This window comes from Exiguobacterium sp. QJM3NY_9, assembly GCF_056173545.1.
The window spans coordinates 1,579,865-1,596,265 of sequence record NZ_CM149679.1 but is presented as its reverse complement, the minus strand read 5'-3'; the positions used below and the strand labels follow the sequence as shown (position 1 = coordinate 1,596,265).

Here is a 16,401-nt window from a genome sequence, read left to right as displayed (position 1 = left end):
TCGCGCTTGAGTAAGTGTCTTGATTTGATTCGAAATCATAAGTATTGGTGTTCGATTTTGATGCATCGATTTTCGATATACGGGATTCCTGCCCCGAGCGCTAAACTTTCCGCTTCGACGCTCGACAGACCGAGCTGGTTCCAAATCATCCCGACGTCGCCATGGGCAACCGCTTCTTTTGCAGCGTCCGCTAAAAACTCGGAGCGACGGAACACGTCGACGATATCGATATGACCCGGGATGCTATCGACCGTCGGATAAACTTTTAATCCGTTCCATTCGTCAAGCGTCGGATTGACGGGAACGACCTCGTACCCGTGCTGCACAAGGTAATCGGCGATCCAGTTCGCAGTTTTCCCGGAATCACTTGAAATCCCGACGACGGCAATCCGTTTCGCTTCTTTTAGTAATTGGCGTGCTTGTTGATCAGAAATCATTCATTTCTCCCCCTATACGTAATTGAGTCAATCTTCTTGTCTATACCCGAATCACTTTCGGTTAAGCCGTGTTTCTAAAAGTTCGCGACAATTTCGAGAAAAAACGAAAAACGTTCTGTACGAAAATGAGACGACCAACCACCTGTCGAAGTCATGTTCGATGCAACTGAGAGCGAAATTGGTTTTCAAGAATATTTTTCTGAATTCGTTCTGTCAAGGTGACATAATACAATTATTGTTCTGTTTGATGTAAGGAATTACACCTTTCGTTGATTTGCATCGAGTTGACCAGTCGCCCGTGAGTCGGAAAGTCGATGCAACTGAGGGCTCCCTGTCTGACAATTTAACATTGCGTGAAATAACTATTTCACGCAAACTAGTGTACCGTCTACCAACGTTTGGTATAGTAAGGTCAGAGGGGGAATAGACTGATGAGTTTATTTAAAAATCTAGGAAAAACCGTTAAAACCGTCCAAATTCCGGCCCATACCGTTGATCTACCAGGCTATCACCGGATGCCGGAATTTATTCGCGATTATATCGACCACTTAGCTTCAAAAAATTTCTCAAAAGCAACGATGCGTCGTTATGTGTATGATTTTGATTCGTTTTTTAGCTTTGTCGCCGCCGCGTCAGGGCAGGATGTCCGGGCGATTGATATCACGCAAGAGGCGTTCCTTGAGATTGACGGCGCGGGAATTGCGGCTTACGCAGAATACTTAGCCTTGACGAAAGGCAATGCGCCGAGCGTCATCAACCGGAAGTTATCGGCGTTACAATCGTTATTTCGCCATTTGATCGACATCGGCGTCCTGTCGGAAAATCCGGTCGCAAAAATCAACCGTCCGAAACAAGCGAAACGCGATCCGGTCTACTTAACGAAACGCGAATGGGATGAACTGATTCAATTGCTGCCGTCGAACATTGAAATGAATCCGCGGGAGGCGGCCCATTATGAGCGTGACCGCGTCCGTGACGTGACGTTGTTCCAGCTACTCGGCTATAGCGGGATGCGTCTCAGTGAGATGACACAATTGACGTGGAACGATCTCGATTTTCATGAAGGGACGATTCGGGTGATTGGTAAAGGCAACAAGGAGCGGGTCATCCCACTTGCGCAACCGGCACGCGTCGCCCTCAGAAAGTACGCCGCGCACTATCAGTTGTCGATGCGTGGGACGGACGCTGTGTTCGAGAAACAAGGGAAACCGCTCAGCCCGCGGGCGGTCCAACATATATTAAAGCGGCATACCGATCGGTTACGACCGGTCTTACCGTTTTTGGAACGAAAACAAATCACACCGCACAAGTTACGGCATACGTTTGCGACGCGTCTCGCGACAGGTGGCGTCGATGTCTTGACGATTCAGCAATTGCTTGGGCATGAGTCCGTCGCGACGACTCAAGTCTATGCCCATATCGGCGATCAAGAGAAAAAACGGGCGATTGAATTATTTGATGGTGAACGATAATAGTGTTATGTCACCTTATAGTAACTTTATAGTAAAGGAGACCACAGATGAATTTTGGATTAAGTGAACGAAAAATCAAACAAATGTCAGATACCTATGCCTTTCGCCGCGGAAAACGGTATGTGACGGCAAAAAAAGTGACCTTACGCAACTACACACCGGGTGATGTATTCGTCGAGGCGGAAGTTGCCGGTGAAACACGTTTTCATGTCCACGTCCACCTCCGGGAAACGGGTGTTGACGCCGGATGCAACTGTCCGTCACTTGCGATGGACGCCTCATTTTGCGGGCATATCGTCGCGGTGCTGTTAGCCTTACAACAAATTCAAGCCTACGGGACGCCCGGACCGAATCGTCCGGCCATCACACCGTTTTCAGCGCAACCGACAATTGAAGATGCCGCAGCTGCAACCTATCTTGCGGCATTGACGCGCGAAAATAGAGCGCAACTCCGGTTTGACGTCCGCGACGGCGGGGGTGCACTCGAAAGCCTGACGACACAGCGCAGTTATCTCTTGTCCCTGCCCTACTTCGACCGTTTACTGAACGACCGCGACTGGTTACGGGAACGGGCAGACATCTGGATGAGCGCCGCTGTCCGGGGCCGACTCGTCAGCGGGTCCCCTCGCGTCAAATTGGCTCTCGACCGGATCAATACCCGGCTGGAAGTCGTCGTCACGTTTGATTACGACGGCAAAACCGTCAACCCGTTGACTCCGACACGCTGGATTGGGCGTGACTTGTCGACGGAGCGGGCGGTGACGCGTTATTTGGAAGCGACAGGACTCTGCGCGGATCAAGCCCGTTATGTAGTAGAAGGAGAAAGTAATCACTACGTTGTCTTAAAAGGTTTACTTGACCCGATGGTTGCCCTCGGTCAACTCGAGTTATACGCGACGGCGAGTATCAAAACGGCATTGCTCCCCGGTCCATTCCATCCGAAAATTGAAGTCAACGTGACGAAGCGACTCGATTGGTTGACGTTCAAGTTTTCGATGGACGGGATTTCAGAACAAGAACTGTCGGCGGTCCTTGCGTCACTCGTGACGCAAAAGACGTACCACCGTTTACGTTCAGGACAATTGTTGTCGCTTGAAGACCGTGCCTTCACGCAAATCAAACGGCTGTTACGGGAAGTCGAAGCGACGGAACAGACGTTACTTGAAGCGGAATTGACCGTTCCTGCCGTGCCGAACTTGGCCCTGTTGACCCCGGCTGCTTTCTTGACGGTCCACAGTCAACTGAAGGAACGATTGCTCGAGATGAAAGCCGGAAAAACAGAACGACTGGCGTTACCGGAACCGCTCGCGACACAACTTTTGCCGTATCAGCAAGACGGCGTCCGCTTCTTCAAGAGTCTTGCGGCACACGACTGTCATGGCATCTTAGCGGACGAGATGGGACTCGGCAAAACGATTCAAGCCATCGGTTATATCGAAACGCTCCCGAGTGCACGTGTCTTGATCGTCGCCCCGGCGTCACTCCTCTACAACTGGGCAGCAGAGCTGCGCCGCTTTGCCCCGACACGCACCGTCCGTGTGCTCAGCGGGAGTCGTGCGTCGCGCTTACGACAGCTCGAAGACTTGCCGGACGACGTCATTCTCATCATCTCCTACCCGTCGCTCCGGCTCGACATCAAAAATCATCAAACGATCCATTACGATTGTATCTTTTTTGATGAAGCACAACATCTGAAGAATCCACGGTCGCAGACGACGGTCAGCTTAAAACAACTGTGGGCGACGCGGCGGTTTGCCTTGACGGGGACGCCGCTCGAAAACAAGACGCTTGATCTTTGGTCAATCTTTGACGTCGTCTTTCCGGCACTCTTGCCGGACCGGCAACGGTTTCTTGACTGGTCAGCACGGGACGTCCAACAATTCGTCGAACCGTTTTTGCTGCGCCGGACGAAAAAAGATGTTTTGCAACAGTTGCCGGCGAAACAAGTCGTCCATCAGTACACGGAACTGACGGCGGGTCAGAAAAAACTCTATGCCGCCCACTTGGCAAAGTTACAGCTCGAGACGTTACAGCATCTTGATCAGTCAAAACCGGAAGAACGGATGAAGTTACTCGCCGGATTGACCCGGCTCCGGCAAATCTGTTGCGATCCCCGTCTGTTCGTCGAAAACTACCGTGGCCGGTCGGCGAAACGGGACCGGTTGCTCGCCTTGATTCAAGAAAAACGGGCAGCAGGCAAACGGATCTTAATTTTTTCACAGTTTACAAAAATGCTCGATTTGATTCGGAACGACCTGCATGAGTTACACCTTCCCCATTTCGAACTGCGCGGGGATACACCGATTGCGGAGCGTCTCGAACGCTGCGACCGTTTTAATGCAGGCGAAGTCGATCTGTTTTTGATTTCACTGAAGGCGGGCGGCACCGGACTGAACTTGGCGACGGCGGATACCGTCATCTTATATGATAGTTGGTGGAATCCGGCTGTCGAACAGCAAGCGGCTGACCGGGCACACCGGATGGGACAAACACAGACGGTCGAAGTCATTAAATTAATCACGAAAGGCACAATCGAAGAAAAAATCATCGAGCTGCAGGAGCGGAAGGCGACACTCGTGACGGACATACTTGAACAACCGGCGTCACTTGCGTTATCGGTCGATGAGATGGTTCAATTGCTTGAATAAGAGGAAAGGCACCGATTTCTTTACATGATGTAAACCGTTGCTGCTCTAGGGAGAACAGGTTTCTGGCTATCGTTTTTTCGCCGGTTGATGTTTAGCTTTTAATGTTACGGGGGTATAACTATCATAGCACCGCATCAGCGAGTTGCTTTTACAACCACATGTTTCTCAATATCAGCGTAATGACCTGGGAGAGAAATGCTAACCACTCACTTCGATCTTCATTTTTTATGAAATCAATTTGAAATAGCATTCGATGCACTGTCTTGATCCGGAACGATTCGTTCCACTCCTTTCTTCATTACCTTTTGAGGGCTATACCAAATTCAAGGGGGAAATGAACATGTCAGTAACATTAAAAGTAGAAGAACGCGAAGTACGCCCACGCTCACTTAGAAAGCAATTACGTCATGAAGGAAAAGCTCTTGGTGTCGTGTATGGTTACAAAGTGGAAAGTACACCGATTGCCTTTGACGAAAAAGCATTGATCAAAGTCGTTCGTGAACATGGTGAGAATGCACTTGTTGCACTTCAAATCGGTGGTAAAAAAGTCAACACACTGATCAACAAACTCGATATGGATATCTTCACACCAACAATCAAGCACGTTGAATTCATCGCTGTTAAAATGGATGAAGAAACAGAAGTCGAAACAGATATCGTCCTCGTCGGCGAAGCGGCTGGTGCAAAACTTGGTGGATATCTTTCACAAACACTCTTTAAAGTAACAGTTGCAGCTACACCAGATAAATTACCGGAACGCGTCGAAGTCGATGTGACAAATCTTAACCTCGGTGATTCTCTATCGGTTTCGGATTTACCGGAAGAAAAAGAATACCGTATCGTTACGGAAGGTGACATTCAAGTCGTTGCCGTCGTCGAATCGACACTTGAAGCGGATCTCGAAGAAGCAGATGCTGAAGAACCAGCTGAAGCGACAGAAGAAGTTTCTACTGAAGAACAAACGGAAGAAAAAGAATAATTTTTCTTACCCTCCCCTCGCGGAGGGTTTTTTTATCTGTATTGACAACTGTCAGTAGAGTCGGTACAGTAAATAGCGTACACATTATATGCACATCCACTAGGGGAGCCCATTGGCTGAGACGATTCACTTCGGACCCTTTGAACCTGATCTAGTTCATACTAGCGTAGGAAAGTGGAGCGGTAATTCGTTCAATTTTTCTGCATGTTTGCAGATTCAGCGACCGCTCTCTTTCATAGAGGGCGGTCTTTTTGTTTGTCTGGTGGTTGTGCCAAAGGGAGATAGGAACATGAACAGTTGGAAAATGAAAGAAATCATCGTCATGATGATGTTGTCGGTTGCTTGCGGGGTACTCTACTTAGGGTGGTCGACATTGTGGTTACCGATTTCCGCGATCTTCGGACCGGTCGGATCGAACTGGATGTTCGGGATTTGGGTCATCGCGAGTCCGCTTGTCGCCTACATCATTCAAAAGCCCGGGGCAGCACTGATTGCAGAAGTCGTCGCCGCGGCTGTCGAATTATTCACGGGGAGTCACTTCGGATTATCGGCCTTATTGATTGGTTTCGCTCAAGGAATCGGTGCCGAAATCGCTTTTGCCCTCTTCGGATACCGGAAGTTCAACACAATGACGTTAGTTCTATCCGGAATGTTCGCCGCAATCGGCAGTATGGTCTATAGTCTTGTCGTCAATGGTTTCGCCTACTATACGACGACGACACTTCTGTTGACGTTTTCCCTTCAACTCGTCAGCGGTGCATTGCTCGGTGGATTACTTGCAAAAGTCATCGTCGATGCGCTCGTCAAGACAGGGACGTTGAACGGTTATGCGATCGGGCGTAAGCGGCAGAAACCGGATGCGGCATGATTCATTGTAACGACTTGTCTGTCCGCTATCCGGGGCAACATGACAACGTCCTGCACCACGTGACGGTGACGCTACACGAAGGGGAAACGACGTTGCTCGTCGGACCGAGCGGCAGTGGGAAAACGACGTTTTTACATGTTCTCGCCGGTTTATTACCTGACGCGATTGAAGCCGATGTCAGCGGCCACTGCAAAACGAATGGGACGGTCGGAATCCTTTTTCAAAATCCGGACGACCAGTTCTGCATGCAGACCGTCGGAGCGGAAGTTGCCTTTAGTCTTGAAAATCGCTCAGTCGACCGCAGTCAGATGGATGACCGGATTGACGCCGTACTGGCACGTGTCGGCCTGGACGTGCCGCTGACGACACCGATTATGCAACTGTCAGGAGGGATGAAACAACGACTCGCCCTCGCCTGCGTCCTAGCCCTTGAGCCGGATATTCTATTGCTTGACGAACCGACGGCGCAACTCGATCCGGCAGGACATCGGGTTTTGATGCAGCTGATTGAGGAACTCCATCACGACCGGACGTTGACGCTCGTTCTGATTGAACATCAGCTTGACCGCTGTGTGACGTTCAGTGACCGGGTGCTCGTCTTCGATCACGGCGGAACGATTTTACGCGATGGTCCGCCGCTTGATGTCTTCGGTCAGCATCGCGATGAACTTGAACGACGCGGCATTGCGACACCGCTCCTCTACCCGTATGAACTGGAAACCGTGCCCCCCGCTTCTTCCCAGGCGGGGCGGTTACGAAAAGTGACTAACATCCGTCCTCCGGTTCGGCACGACAATACGTTCGCGCTGACGCGTACCTCGTTAGGACGCCGTAAGCAAGTGATTGTCGACGACCTGTCGCTTGCAACACACGGCGGAGAGTGGATCATGGTTGTCGGATCGAATGGTGCCGGGAAAAGCACGTTGCTCGAAACACTGGCGAAATTGATTCCGGCGCAAGGCGGTACGGTCCGCTTGTTCGAAAAAGAACTGCGGGCATGGAAAAGTCGGAGCTATTACCGACACGTCGGATTCGTCTTTCAACAGCCAGAGCTCCAATTTCTCAAGCAGACGGTCGAAGACGAGCTCGTAATCAGCATGGATGCACCGACGCCGGAGCGGATTGAAACGGCGTTGCAATCCTACCGGTTAACCCATGTCGCCCGTCAGTCGCCCCTCGCCCTGAGCATGGGTCAAAAGCGACGGCTCAGCGTCGCGACGATGTTGTTAGAGCCAAAAGACGTCCTGTTGCTCGATGAACCGACGTTCGGTCAAGATGCCGAGACGACAAGTCAACTCATCGAGATGTTCGAGCAGGCGCGATTAAACGGGACGACGCTGATCATGGTGACGCATGACATGGAGCTGGTCCACCAGTATGCCGACCGGGTCCTCGTCCTTGGTGACGGGCGACTTCAGTTCGACGGCACACCGGACACTTTGTTTAAAGACGAGACGTTACTCGAGCATAACCAACTCTCTCGTCCGTTATCGTATTTGTATCAGCAACTCGAGGAGGTGAAACGTCGTGCAGGAAAACGACTCCCCGCTCGCGCGTATTAATCCGGCACTCAAGCTCGGTGCCCTCCTGTATGTGATGGTGCTTTTGATTGCGGCACCGACGTTACGCGAAACGATAGCCTTACTTTTACTCGCTGCGGTCGGATTGGGCTGCTCCGGTTGGTCACTGTTGATGCTCGCCAAACGGGTCTCCCCCTACCTCGTCTTGTTCTTGCTGACATTTTGGATGATGGCAGCCTTCGGAAAAGGCAGTACGGAAGTTTGGTCATTCGGTTGGTTTCGCGTGACGGAAGAAAGTATCGGTCACGCCTGGTTGATCGCACTGCGGATGCTCGCCTTCGTCTTCCTCAGTTTGACGTTCATCGCGACGACCGACCAAACCCGGTTCGTCATGAGCCTGATTCATCAGTGCCGCCTTCCAGACCGTCTCGCATACGGCTTTTTAGCAGGGATTCGTTTTATTCCGATCTTCCAGCAGGAAATAAGAACAATCTGTCAAGCACGGCGGGTCCGCCAACAGCACTCGATTTGGCCATGGCAGACGTTTTTCGCCATCAGTTTACCGCTTTTTACGAACAGTATCATGCGTTCGGAACAAATCGCGATTGCGATGGAAGCGCGTCGGTTTCAGGCCGAGCGGACGTATTATGTTCGTCCGGTCGTGACGCGTCACGACCAAGTGTTTTTTTGTCTGGTTTGTCTCGTGGCGAGCCTGCTTCGGATTGTCCTATGACATTCATTAGATTAACGCAGACGGATTCAGGGAATCATAGTTTCGGAAGCAGTTAATTTAAAGAAGTAGGTGAAGGTTTGAAACGAATCGTATTAGTCGGGGCAGGTCATGCCCATTTAGAATGTATCAAGGAAGGAACGCATCCGGATGTTGAATGGATCGTCATCAATCCGTCCCGTTATCAGTATTATTCAGGAATGTTCTCCGGTCTTGCGGACGGCACGTATCGACTCGAGGAGACCCGGGTCGATGTCAAAGCACTCTGTGCGCGTCACGGAAAGACATTGATGGAGGACCGTGTCACGCGCATCGATCCGCAAACGAAACAAGTCTTCTGTCAGTCAGGCGAAATCATTTCTTACGACGTCGTATCGTGTAACATCGGTTCGAATGACTGGAATGTCTCAGATGCAACGTCACGCGTCACAATCAAGCCGAATTATCAAATCGATCAGGCGCTCCGTCAGTTTAAAGAGGCATCGTCGCCCGTCATCGTCGGGAGCGGTGCTGCTGCAATCGAGATGGCCGCCTCATTCCAATCGGACGGTTGTCCGGTCACACTCGTCCATGATGAATCGCTCCTCGCAGGACACCCGGCAGAAGCGAGCATCCTTGACCGGTTGGATACGCTGGGCGTGACACGCATCGTCGACCGGTTCCTCTCTCTTGATGAGCAAACCGTCCGGCTCCAGTCGGGCCAATCATTTAAAGCAGATGCCGTCCTGTTTTTAGGTGGCGCGTCAGCGCTGGATTTGTTTAAGGCATCCGGCCTCTATTGTGATGAGCGCGGGTTTTTGCTCGTTCACGAGACGTTCCAGTCGCTCGAGGACCCTTCTCTGTTTGCCGTCGGGGACTGTGCGACGCTCGCCGCATATCCGAACACACCGAAGAACGGTGTAACCGCCGTCCGGCAAGCACCGGTCTTGCTTGAGAATCTCCTTCGTTTCGTCAATCAGGAACGTTTGCGGACGTTCCGGCCGCAAACGCGTTACTTGACGATTCTTTCGATGGGACATCAGCAAGGGACCTTGCTTTACGGACGACACTATCAGACGAATCATTTGAGCTGGCGTTTGAAACAATGGATCGATCGCCGGTTCATCAAAAGTTATACGACATAAGAACTCGAATTTCGAATGAACTGGGTGTTCGGTTCAAGGCGAAACGGGCACTAAGGTGTCTGCATGTGGAACCTCCTAAAACAGAGAGGTATTCATTCCTCAATCTAGACACAAAAATATGCGATGGCTGTTTTTGTGTTTAGACAAACTCTTGTGAAGCATGAACAGGCGATATCGAGATGCAATTCGTTCGCGCTCCCCTGTCTCGCCTCGTCTTCAAAGCGGCAAACTTCCGCGCCGCTACAGCAAAGCTGCAGGGTCGCGACCGATTGCTTTTCGCTTTAAAAGCGATTCGAGACGGATTGCGCTCTAAGCCGTCTGCATGCCTGGATTTCCCTCACGGTATTACCTAAAAAGCGTCACGTTTCGTTGACTCCTGCCTCTGAAAGTGCGTTAAAAACGCACTTTCAGAGGCAGGCAAGACCCTGCTCGTTGTCCGCTAGGACCAAGGAGCAACGGCTTTCGCCTCGCCCGAGGAAAGCAACGAAAAAAGACGCTTTCTCTCCCGATTGCACGTTGTCTACAATCTGAAACAGCCATCGCATACTTGCGATGGCTGTTTTTCGTGTCTTTGATTATTTTAAGAAAGCAAGTAATGTATCGTTGAATTTTTCGCGTTCATCGAGTACTGTCCCGTGCCCGCTCTCTTCAAATGGTTCGATCTGTGAGTTCGGGATTGCTTTTTGCATTTCTTCCGCAAATTCAAACGGACAGACTTTGTCTTTTTTACCGTGAATGATTAACGTCTCGACGTCAATCTGCGGCAATTCATCCCGTAAGTCTTCGTCGCGCAAGGCGATTGCCGATAAAATCGTGCCGTGAGAAGAGGCTGCGACACTTAAGTTGTGGAACCATTGTGTCATCGGTTCTGAATGGTCTTGTTCAAAGAAGATTTTTCCGAATCCTTCAAGCATCGCCGGACGGTCTTTTCTCGTATCGGCAATCAAGTCATCGACTTCGTCTTTTGTCATCCCGTACGGGTACCCTTCCCGTTGCGTGAAGACCGGAGCTGCAGCACCCGCAAGAATCAATTTCGAGATTTTGCTTGATCCGTGGTTGAGCAGATAGCGTAACGCAATCCCGCCACCCATGGAAAAGCCGAGTAACGCTGCGTCTTTCAGTTCGAGCTGCGTGATGACTTGATCGATGTCAGATGCCATCGTTGCATAATCATATCCGCTGGCTGGAGCATCCGATTTGCCGTAGCCGCGGTAATCAACCCCGATGTAACGGTAGCCGGCGTCGAGCAAGGCATTCTTTTGATATTCGAACATGTTGTTATTCGCTGGCCATCCGTGTAACATGACGACCGGTTGTCCTGAACCGACATCTTCGACATAAATTTTAGTTCCGTCAACTGCTTGAATGAATGTACCCATTTGAATAACCCCCGTGTAGTAGTGAAATCCGTGCATGATTGAGTATTACCCCGTTCTGATAGATTATTAACATCTTAAGGTTAAAGTGAAATGAAAAATAGATAAAATATGGAAAAAAGATATGGTAAAATAAGTAGAAAACGACGGGGGGGATTGTCATTAAATCATGGTCACTGGCATTAGGACTGGCCTGCAGTCTCGTCTTGACCGGGTGCGGTCAAGAACGTTTATTGAAGCTTGAGTCCGTACCGGCGTACTGGTCAGTCGAACGTTTTACCGATCGGCAATTCGTAGACGATGTAGCGACGAAAGAGAAAAAACAATTGTTAAAAACGTGCAAGAATAAAAAGACGACGGCACTGCCCTCATCCTACCGGATCCTTAATACATATGAGATGTACTTTTCCTTAAAAACGCTTGAAATGTATGGAGCTCAAACCGAGGTCTTTTATCTCGCTGAAAAAGAAAACCTGTACCTCGCCTGCCGGTCGCGGGATACGCATCAATTAAAAATTCATCCGGTCGAAGCGAAAGACCATCCGTGGGTGAAGGTAGACCAAGGAACGGACAAAACGCCCTTGCAGACGCCGACATTTTTCCCGGTGACGGAAAAACAACTGACACGCCATGCGAATCAAAATCGTGAAGCGAAAACAGAGGGTGATTTCAGCCGTCGTCTCGCACCCTTCCATAACTTACATATGCCGATTGCGGGACAGGTACTCGTCATCCTGACAGAGAACAACAAAGAGCACGTGCTCGTCGATGTCCCGACTTCGTTCATCAACCAGACGACAGACTTTTATTTGACGACGCGTCCGAGCGGGAACGGAGCAAATGCGATATATCATTCGATTACTTTCGAAAGTCCCGGTTGGTACCTGCAGGACCGGATCGTAATGACGACATATGATCAGGAAAAAGTCGACATGACGTATCATCCCTTACCGGAGACACTTACGGCGAATCAAACGATTCCGTATGTGACGTTACGCGCAAAAAATGAGCTGGGCGATGTAGAAGAAAAAACCTTGTCCTTACGATATCAACCGGTTTATCAGAAGGTGAAGTTATTCGAAATGGACGATGAAGAACGCAATGACGGAATCGAAGGTTTCCTCCACCCGACGATCGAGTCCCTGCAAGAAGGCAATATCCGCAAAATTGGTATCATGCCGGATGAATTATCACTTGCCCTCGCGAACGAACTGAAACAGGTCACCCTCGAGCAACCGCAAGGAAATAAACCGTCGCTTCAGTATTTAACACTCGTCGACAAGGGGAAAACACAAACGTTCACCGTGTATTTAAAAAAGCGTGCCCAGAAAACAGATGTCTACCTGCAAGACACAACCTCGAAAAAAGGTACAAAATTGTCAGGTGAGCTGGCTGCACAGCTCGCGGAACAGATTGAGGGGGAATGAGATATGCGCATACGGTTCGTGTTGGCCCTCTGCCTAGTATTCTTGAGTGGCTGTGCTGAAGATCCGGAACCGGTCCGGTTCAGCTATGTACCGGACCTTTACGATACGTTAAACGTCAGCGACTTCAAAAGTGCCGATCCGAAACTGGGGAGCCTGATTCAAGAAGTCTGTCATCAAAAAAAGGTCAAGCCACCAAAACAGTATACCGTGGGTGACCATTATTACGTCTCGCTCGTCAACATCGGACTGTTCATCGAAGGGACGCGGGCGACGTATATCGAGGCGGACGGTCAACCATACCTTTATTGTGATGACATGCGGCATCTGCCGACGTTTCATTCGTTAACGAAAAAACAAAAATCGTTTTCAACTTCAGCCTTGAAGAAACCGGTGAAAAAGATTGAAATCAAGAACATTGATCCGAAAAATCGTCAACTGTACAGCCATCTGGTCGATCATGTTCGCAAGTCGCAAATGCAGTTGACACTGCCGACGACGGGATACCTCGTCATCCGGGCGACGAATGATCAGACGAAAGAAACAACCGTCACGAATGTGATGGAATTGACGCCGTTTGCTCACGGGATACCGCACTTCGTATTTATTGATAAGACGTACATGGACGACCGACATCAGATTCGTCCGCACCTGCTGACGGATGGGATCAATCTTCTTTTTGAAGCGTCGATTATCGAGGCGGAAAAACCAGTCAAGGTACGCTTTACACCGGCAGAACCGAACAGTCAGGGTGAGTATGGATCGCTACAGGTAACAACGACATCAGGAGAACGGTCGCGCTATACGTTGACCGTCAGACAGGAGTCCGAGCTACCGCCAGGCATCAAGCTGCTACCGGATGACGACGACAGTTCGGAGTCCCCCCGCCATGCCGTTTTTCATGACCGTCCGTTTCCAAAGGTCGACTACACACAAAAAACGCCATATGACGAATTGAGCGAGCAGGAATTCCTGATGACATCCGTCGAGGAAATGAAGACGTTGACCGGATTGATCAAGCAGAGTCAGGTCGCGGAGAAAAAGGGAAAACTCGCAGAGCGGTCCTATTTGATGCTCTTTAACGGAGATCAAGCACAACAGTATCGAATCTATCTCGACCGACGTGTCAAAAAGACGGATATCTACCTTGAAGACCGGACGCGGAAAATCAGCTTTAAATTGACGCCGGAAGCACGGGACTTACTGCTCGATTCCTATCAGATCAACTGATTAGAATAAAAAATGCTGGGTGACATAAATGAGACAACATACGAGGATGAAGACAATGCCTTCTTGCGACCATTCTGCACGGGACAGCGGTTCCCGCAAAAACGAGGCACAACCGATCAGGATGGCAAAGAAATAAAGATAGACGAATCCGCCTGACAGTAAAAAACCGAGAATCAATACCATGCCGAACACTACGGTCATACCGGATACAATCAGTTTCCGTCGCGTCATGCTGTCTCACCTCTGTTGTCCGTTTTAACTCTTTTACCCATTTCTGCGAAAGAACATGTAAAATGCCTAACATCCGAAGAACGGGTGTCAGGCATTTCAGACTGTAGACAAACCCTCATATCCACTTGGAAATGAGGGTTTGTCTTATGTATGCGTAAAAAATATGACACTCCATTAGGATTCCGACTGGAATCCCATGACCAATTGGCCAATTTTTTGAGGTTCAGGGCAGCAAAAGTGAGCATGGTCTGCATCGTTACTTTTTTTAACCCGCGGTAGCGAGTCCAACGCATGCCATGCTTTTCTTTCGCGTCCGCAAAGACACGTTCGATTGTCTCTTTTCGTCGGGCATACAGCTGCCTATTAACCGGTGTGTGGCGAAGGCGCTCGACTTCGTCGATTGCATCTTGCCAGACATGCCGATGAATCACTTTCTGCATCGTCTGACTTTTCGTATACCGTTCTAGAAATGGACAAGTTTCACAGATTTTTGGATCTGATACGTACTCCCGTCTTCATTCCCGTGTAGTTGTTCGATAGACAAGCTGCTGATCATTTTCACAGAGATAGCAATCGTAATACGCATCATAGTAGAAGGCATTCGTTTTGAACATACCCTTGGGCGGGTGTAGGGGAAGACTGGCAAAATACGCTGTCTGAGAAGTAAATGAACTGAACCCTGAATGGTGGACACTTGATAAAAGACCCCATTCGGGGTTTTTTGTGTTTAAAGATATCGATATACTGTATCTATTCAATTTAGACGGGAGAATTATTCATGAACAGACGTACCTTCAATCCAGATCAAATCAGACAACTTGAAGCGAATCTTCACGTAGCCTCGGTATCAGATCGTACGATTCAATATAAAGGAGAATTTAAGATTCACGCTGTACGTGAGAATTTAGCTGGTAAGCGACCGATACAAATCTTTGAAGAAAGCGGCTTTGACCTGGACATGATCGGTAAGCGAACAACGAACGAAGCGTTGAAACGATGGCGGAAGACCTATCGCATTTATGGAGAAGAAGGACTCTTGAATGAGAGACGTGGAAAATCAAATCTTGGAGGTCGACCGAAAAAAGATGATTCCGTCGAACGACGCCTTGCGAAAGCTGAAGCACGAATCAAGTACCTCACAGCGGAGAACGAATTACTAAAAAAGCTCGACGCTCTCGAAAGAGAGGCGAAGTATCGAAACTAACCGCATCTGAGCGCTATCAGGCAATCAATATTGTCTTACGGAAACAATCATCGGGCCGATTCGTGACGGACCTATGTACGCTCGCTGAAGTGAGCCGCAGTGGTTATTACGCCTGGCTCGCACGTACGGATAGTGTTTCCCTTCGGGAAGAACGCGACTATGCGGACTACCTACTTCTAAAACGTGTTCATGATCGTCACAAGGGAAAAATCGGCTATCGTGGTCTTTACATGGAGATGCTTGATGTCATTGGTGGACCGATGAATCATAAACGTATTTTGCGTATCATGAGGAAGTTTGGAATCGTGACGAAAATCCGTAGGCAGAACGCTTATCGTAAAATCGCTAAAGCGACATATGAACATAAGACTGTACCGAACCACTTGAACCGTCGGTTCGATCAAGATGAGCCTGGTAAGGTATTCGTCACAGACATCACTTATCTCCGTATTGGATCTGGTCAAACTGTTTATCTCTCTTGTGTGAAGGATGTCGCTACACGTGAAATTATGGCACATCATCTATCTACAAGCCTCCATATGGAACTAGTCCTTCATACAACGAATAAACTCGCAGAACGACTTCAAGGGAATATACACCCGGAAGCCATGATACATTCCGATCAAGGATTCCATTATACGCATCCTGCTTATCAAACACGCATCCGTGAGATGGGAATGCTTCAATCCATGTCCCGTAGAGGAAACTGCCTGGATAATGCCCCGATCGAATCGTTCTTTGGGCACTTGAAAGATTATGTCGATTATAAATTAGCATCTGACCTCGATGAGGTCTGTGCCATGGTCGATGCTTACATTGATTATTACAATAGCGAACGAAGACAATGGAAACTACAAAAGATGACTCCGGTACAATACCGAAGCCATCTCATAGCAGCTTAATACGTTAAGGGTGCTTTTATTAAACTGTCCAAACTCTAGGGCTCAGTTCAGACTTTCTTTTTCTTGTTTCATTCTAATAAAAAAGTGATGTTCTCGATTTCGAAAACACCACTTTTTTTATGTTTTATTTAAAAACGAAAGATTGACTAAAATGAACGGTTTTTTCTTCCTATTGCCGCAAAGACCATCAAGGGATTTGAAGATAAAATCGTCTTCAGTGGCTTTACATATTTTTGTAGAAGATACAGGAACACAC

At 49.1% G+C, this 16,401-nt stretch carries 13 protein-coding genes, 1 pseudogene and 1 riboswitch; of the genes and pseudogenes, 10 read left to right on the top strand and 4 right to left on the bottom strand.

Annotated features, from left to right (window positions below; genetic code table 11):
* Positions 1-35 precede the first annotated feature (35 nt).
* Entirely contained in the window at positions 36-437 is a 402-nt protein-coding gene (locus AC0VYQ_RS08310; protein WP_088837166.1) for a CoA-binding protein, read from the bottom strand.
* Positions 438-868: 431 nt separating this feature from the next.
* Here AC0VYQ_RS08310 and AC0VYQ_RS08305 point away from each other — a divergent pair, with 431 nt between their 5' ends.
* The 7 genes from AC0VYQ_RS08305 (at position 869) to AC0VYQ_RS08275 (ending at position 9,778) form a co-directional block, all read left to right on the top strand.
* Positions 869-1,909, top strand: a complete 1,041-nt coding sequence (locus tag AC0VYQ_RS08305; protein ID WP_475403381.1) for a tyrosine-type recombinase/integrase — start codon at positions 869-871, stop codon at positions 1,907-1,909.
* A 47-nt stretch (positions 1,910-1,956) separates the two neighbouring features.
* A complete protein-coding gene (locus AC0VYQ_RS08300) occupies positions 1,957-4,557 on the top strand; it encodes a DEAD/DEAH box helicase (protein WP_475403380.1) in 2,601 nt (866 codons plus the stop codon).
* Positions 4,558-4,897: 340 nt separating this feature from the next.
* Positions 4,898-5,536 (top strand): 50S ribosomal protein L25/general stress protein Ctc, encoded by a 639-nt coding sequence (locus tag AC0VYQ_RS08295; protein WP_088837163.1) that lies wholly within the window; start codon positions 4,898-4,900, stop codon positions 5,534-5,536.
* A gap of 91 nt (positions 5,537-5,627) precedes the next feature.
* Positions 5,628-5,726: riboswitch (TPP riboswitch) on the top strand.
* A gap of 99 nt (positions 5,727-5,825) precedes the next feature.
* On the top strand, positions 5,826-6,404 hold the full coding sequence (locus tag AC0VYQ_RS08290) for an ECF transporter S component (RefSeq protein WP_214801718.1): 579 nt from the start codon (positions 5,826-5,828) through the stop codon (positions 6,402-6,404).
* Complete coding sequence (locus AC0VYQ_RS08285; RefSeq protein WP_475403379.1) at positions 6,401-7,966, top strand: ABC transporter ATP-binding protein; 1,566 nt, start codon at positions 6,401-6,403, stop codon at positions 7,964-7,966. Before AC0VYQ_RS08290 ends, AC0VYQ_RS08285 begins: the two co-directional genes overlap by 4 nt.
* Positions 7,932-8,657 carry an energy-coupling factor transporter transmembrane component T family protein gene (locus tag AC0VYQ_RS08280; RefSeq protein WP_475403378.1) on the top strand — a complete coding sequence of 242 codons (726 nt, stop codon included), beginning with the start codon at positions 7,932-7,934 and terminating at the stop codon, positions 8,655-8,657. Before AC0VYQ_RS08285 ends, AC0VYQ_RS08280 begins: the two co-directional genes overlap by 35 nt.
* Positions 8,658-8,734: 77 nt before the next feature.
* A complete protein-coding gene (locus AC0VYQ_RS08275; protein ID WP_475403377.1) occupies positions 8,735-9,778 on the top strand; it encodes an NAD(P)/FAD-dependent oxidoreductase in 1,044 nt (347 codons plus the stop codon).
* Positions 9,779-10,353: 575 nt separating this feature from the next.
* On the opposite strand, the gene AC0VYQ_RS08270 is transcribed toward AC0VYQ_RS08275, so the two are convergent.
* On the bottom strand, positions 10,354-11,157 hold the full coding sequence (locus AC0VYQ_RS08270; RefSeq protein ID WP_214845734.1) for an alpha/beta fold hydrolase: 804 nt from the start codon (positions 11,155-11,157) through the stop codon (positions 10,354-10,356).
* Between the two features lie 203 nt (positions 11,158-11,360).
* On the opposite strand from AC0VYQ_RS08270, the gene AC0VYQ_RS08265 reads away from it, so the two are divergent.
* Positions 11,361-12,581, top strand: a complete 1,221-nt coding sequence (locus AC0VYQ_RS08265; protein WP_214845732.1) for a hypothetical protein — start codon at positions 11,361-11,363, stop codon at positions 12,579-12,581.
* Positions 12,582-12,584: 3 nt separating this feature from the next.
* Complete coding sequence (locus tag AC0VYQ_RS08260) at positions 12,585-13,808, top strand: hypothetical protein (RefSeq protein ID WP_475403376.1); 1,224 nt, start codon at positions 12,585-12,587, stop codon at positions 13,806-13,808.
* Here the strand turns inward: AC0VYQ_RS08260 and AC0VYQ_RS08255 are convergent, their stop codons facing one another.
* Together AC0VYQ_RS08255 and AC0VYQ_RS08250 are read right to left on the bottom strand one after the other, a co-directional pair.
* A complete protein-coding gene (locus AC0VYQ_RS08255) occupies positions 13,809-14,039 on the bottom strand; it encodes a hypothetical protein (RefSeq protein ID WP_475403375.1) in 231 nt (76 codons plus the stop codon).
* Positions 14,040-14,233: 194 nt separating this feature from the next.
* Positions 14,234-14,703 (bottom strand): annotated as a pseudogene (locus AC0VYQ_RS08250) (transposase); the annotation flags it as partial.
* 114 nt (positions 14,704-14,817) lie between these two features.
* Here AC0VYQ_RS08250 and AC0VYQ_RS08245 point away from each other — a divergent pair.
* Positions 14,818-16,145 (top strand): IS3 family transposase gene (locus AC0VYQ_RS08245; protein WP_475403374.1). Its coding sequence is split into 2 segments (ribosomal slippage): positions 14,818-15,187 and positions 15,187-16,145, totalling 1,329 coding nucleotides; the frame shifts between segments, so codons are not numbered across the junction.
* The last annotated feature ends 256 nt before the right edge of the window (positions 16,146-16,401 follow it).

What these genes read in the sequence shown, in the direction of transcription:
- AC0VYQ_RS08300 (WP_475403380.1), top strand. Translation starts at nt 1,957, where the DNA reads ATGAATTTTGGATTAAGTGAACGAAAAATCAAACAAATGTCAGATACC.
- AC0VYQ_RS08255 (WP_475403375.1), bottom strand. Translation starts at nt 14,039, where the DNA reads ATGACGCGACGGAAACTGATTGTATCCGGTATGACCGTAGTGTTCGGC.
- AC0VYQ_RS08285 (WP_475403379.1), top strand. Translation starts at nt 6,401, where the DNA reads ATGATTCATTGTAACGACTTGTCTGTCCGCTATCCGGGGCAACATGAC.
- AC0VYQ_RS08305 (WP_475403381.1), top strand. Translation starts at nt 869, where the DNA reads ATGAGTTTATTTAAAAATCTAGGAAAAACCGTTAAAACCGTCCAAATT.
- AC0VYQ_RS08290 (WP_214801718.1), top strand. Translation starts at nt 5,826, where the DNA reads ATGAACAGTTGGAAAATGAAAGAAATCATCGTCATGATGATGTTGTCG.
- AC0VYQ_RS08295 (WP_088837163.1), top strand. Translation starts at nt 4,898, where the DNA reads ATGTCAGTAACATTAAAAGTAGAAGAACGCGAAGTACGCCCACGCTCA.
- AC0VYQ_RS08270 (WP_214845734.1), bottom strand. Translation starts at nt 11,157, where the DNA reads ATGGGTACATTCATTCAAGCAGTTGACGGAACTAAAATTTATGTCGAA.
- AC0VYQ_RS08310 (WP_088837166.1), bottom strand. Translation starts at nt 437, where the DNA reads ATGATTTCTGATCAACAAGCACGCCAATTACTAAAAGAAGCGAAACGG.
- AC0VYQ_RS08260 (WP_475403376.1), top strand. Translation starts at nt 12,585, where the DNA reads ATGCGCATACGGTTCGTGTTGGCCCTCTGCCTAGTATTCTTGAGTGGC.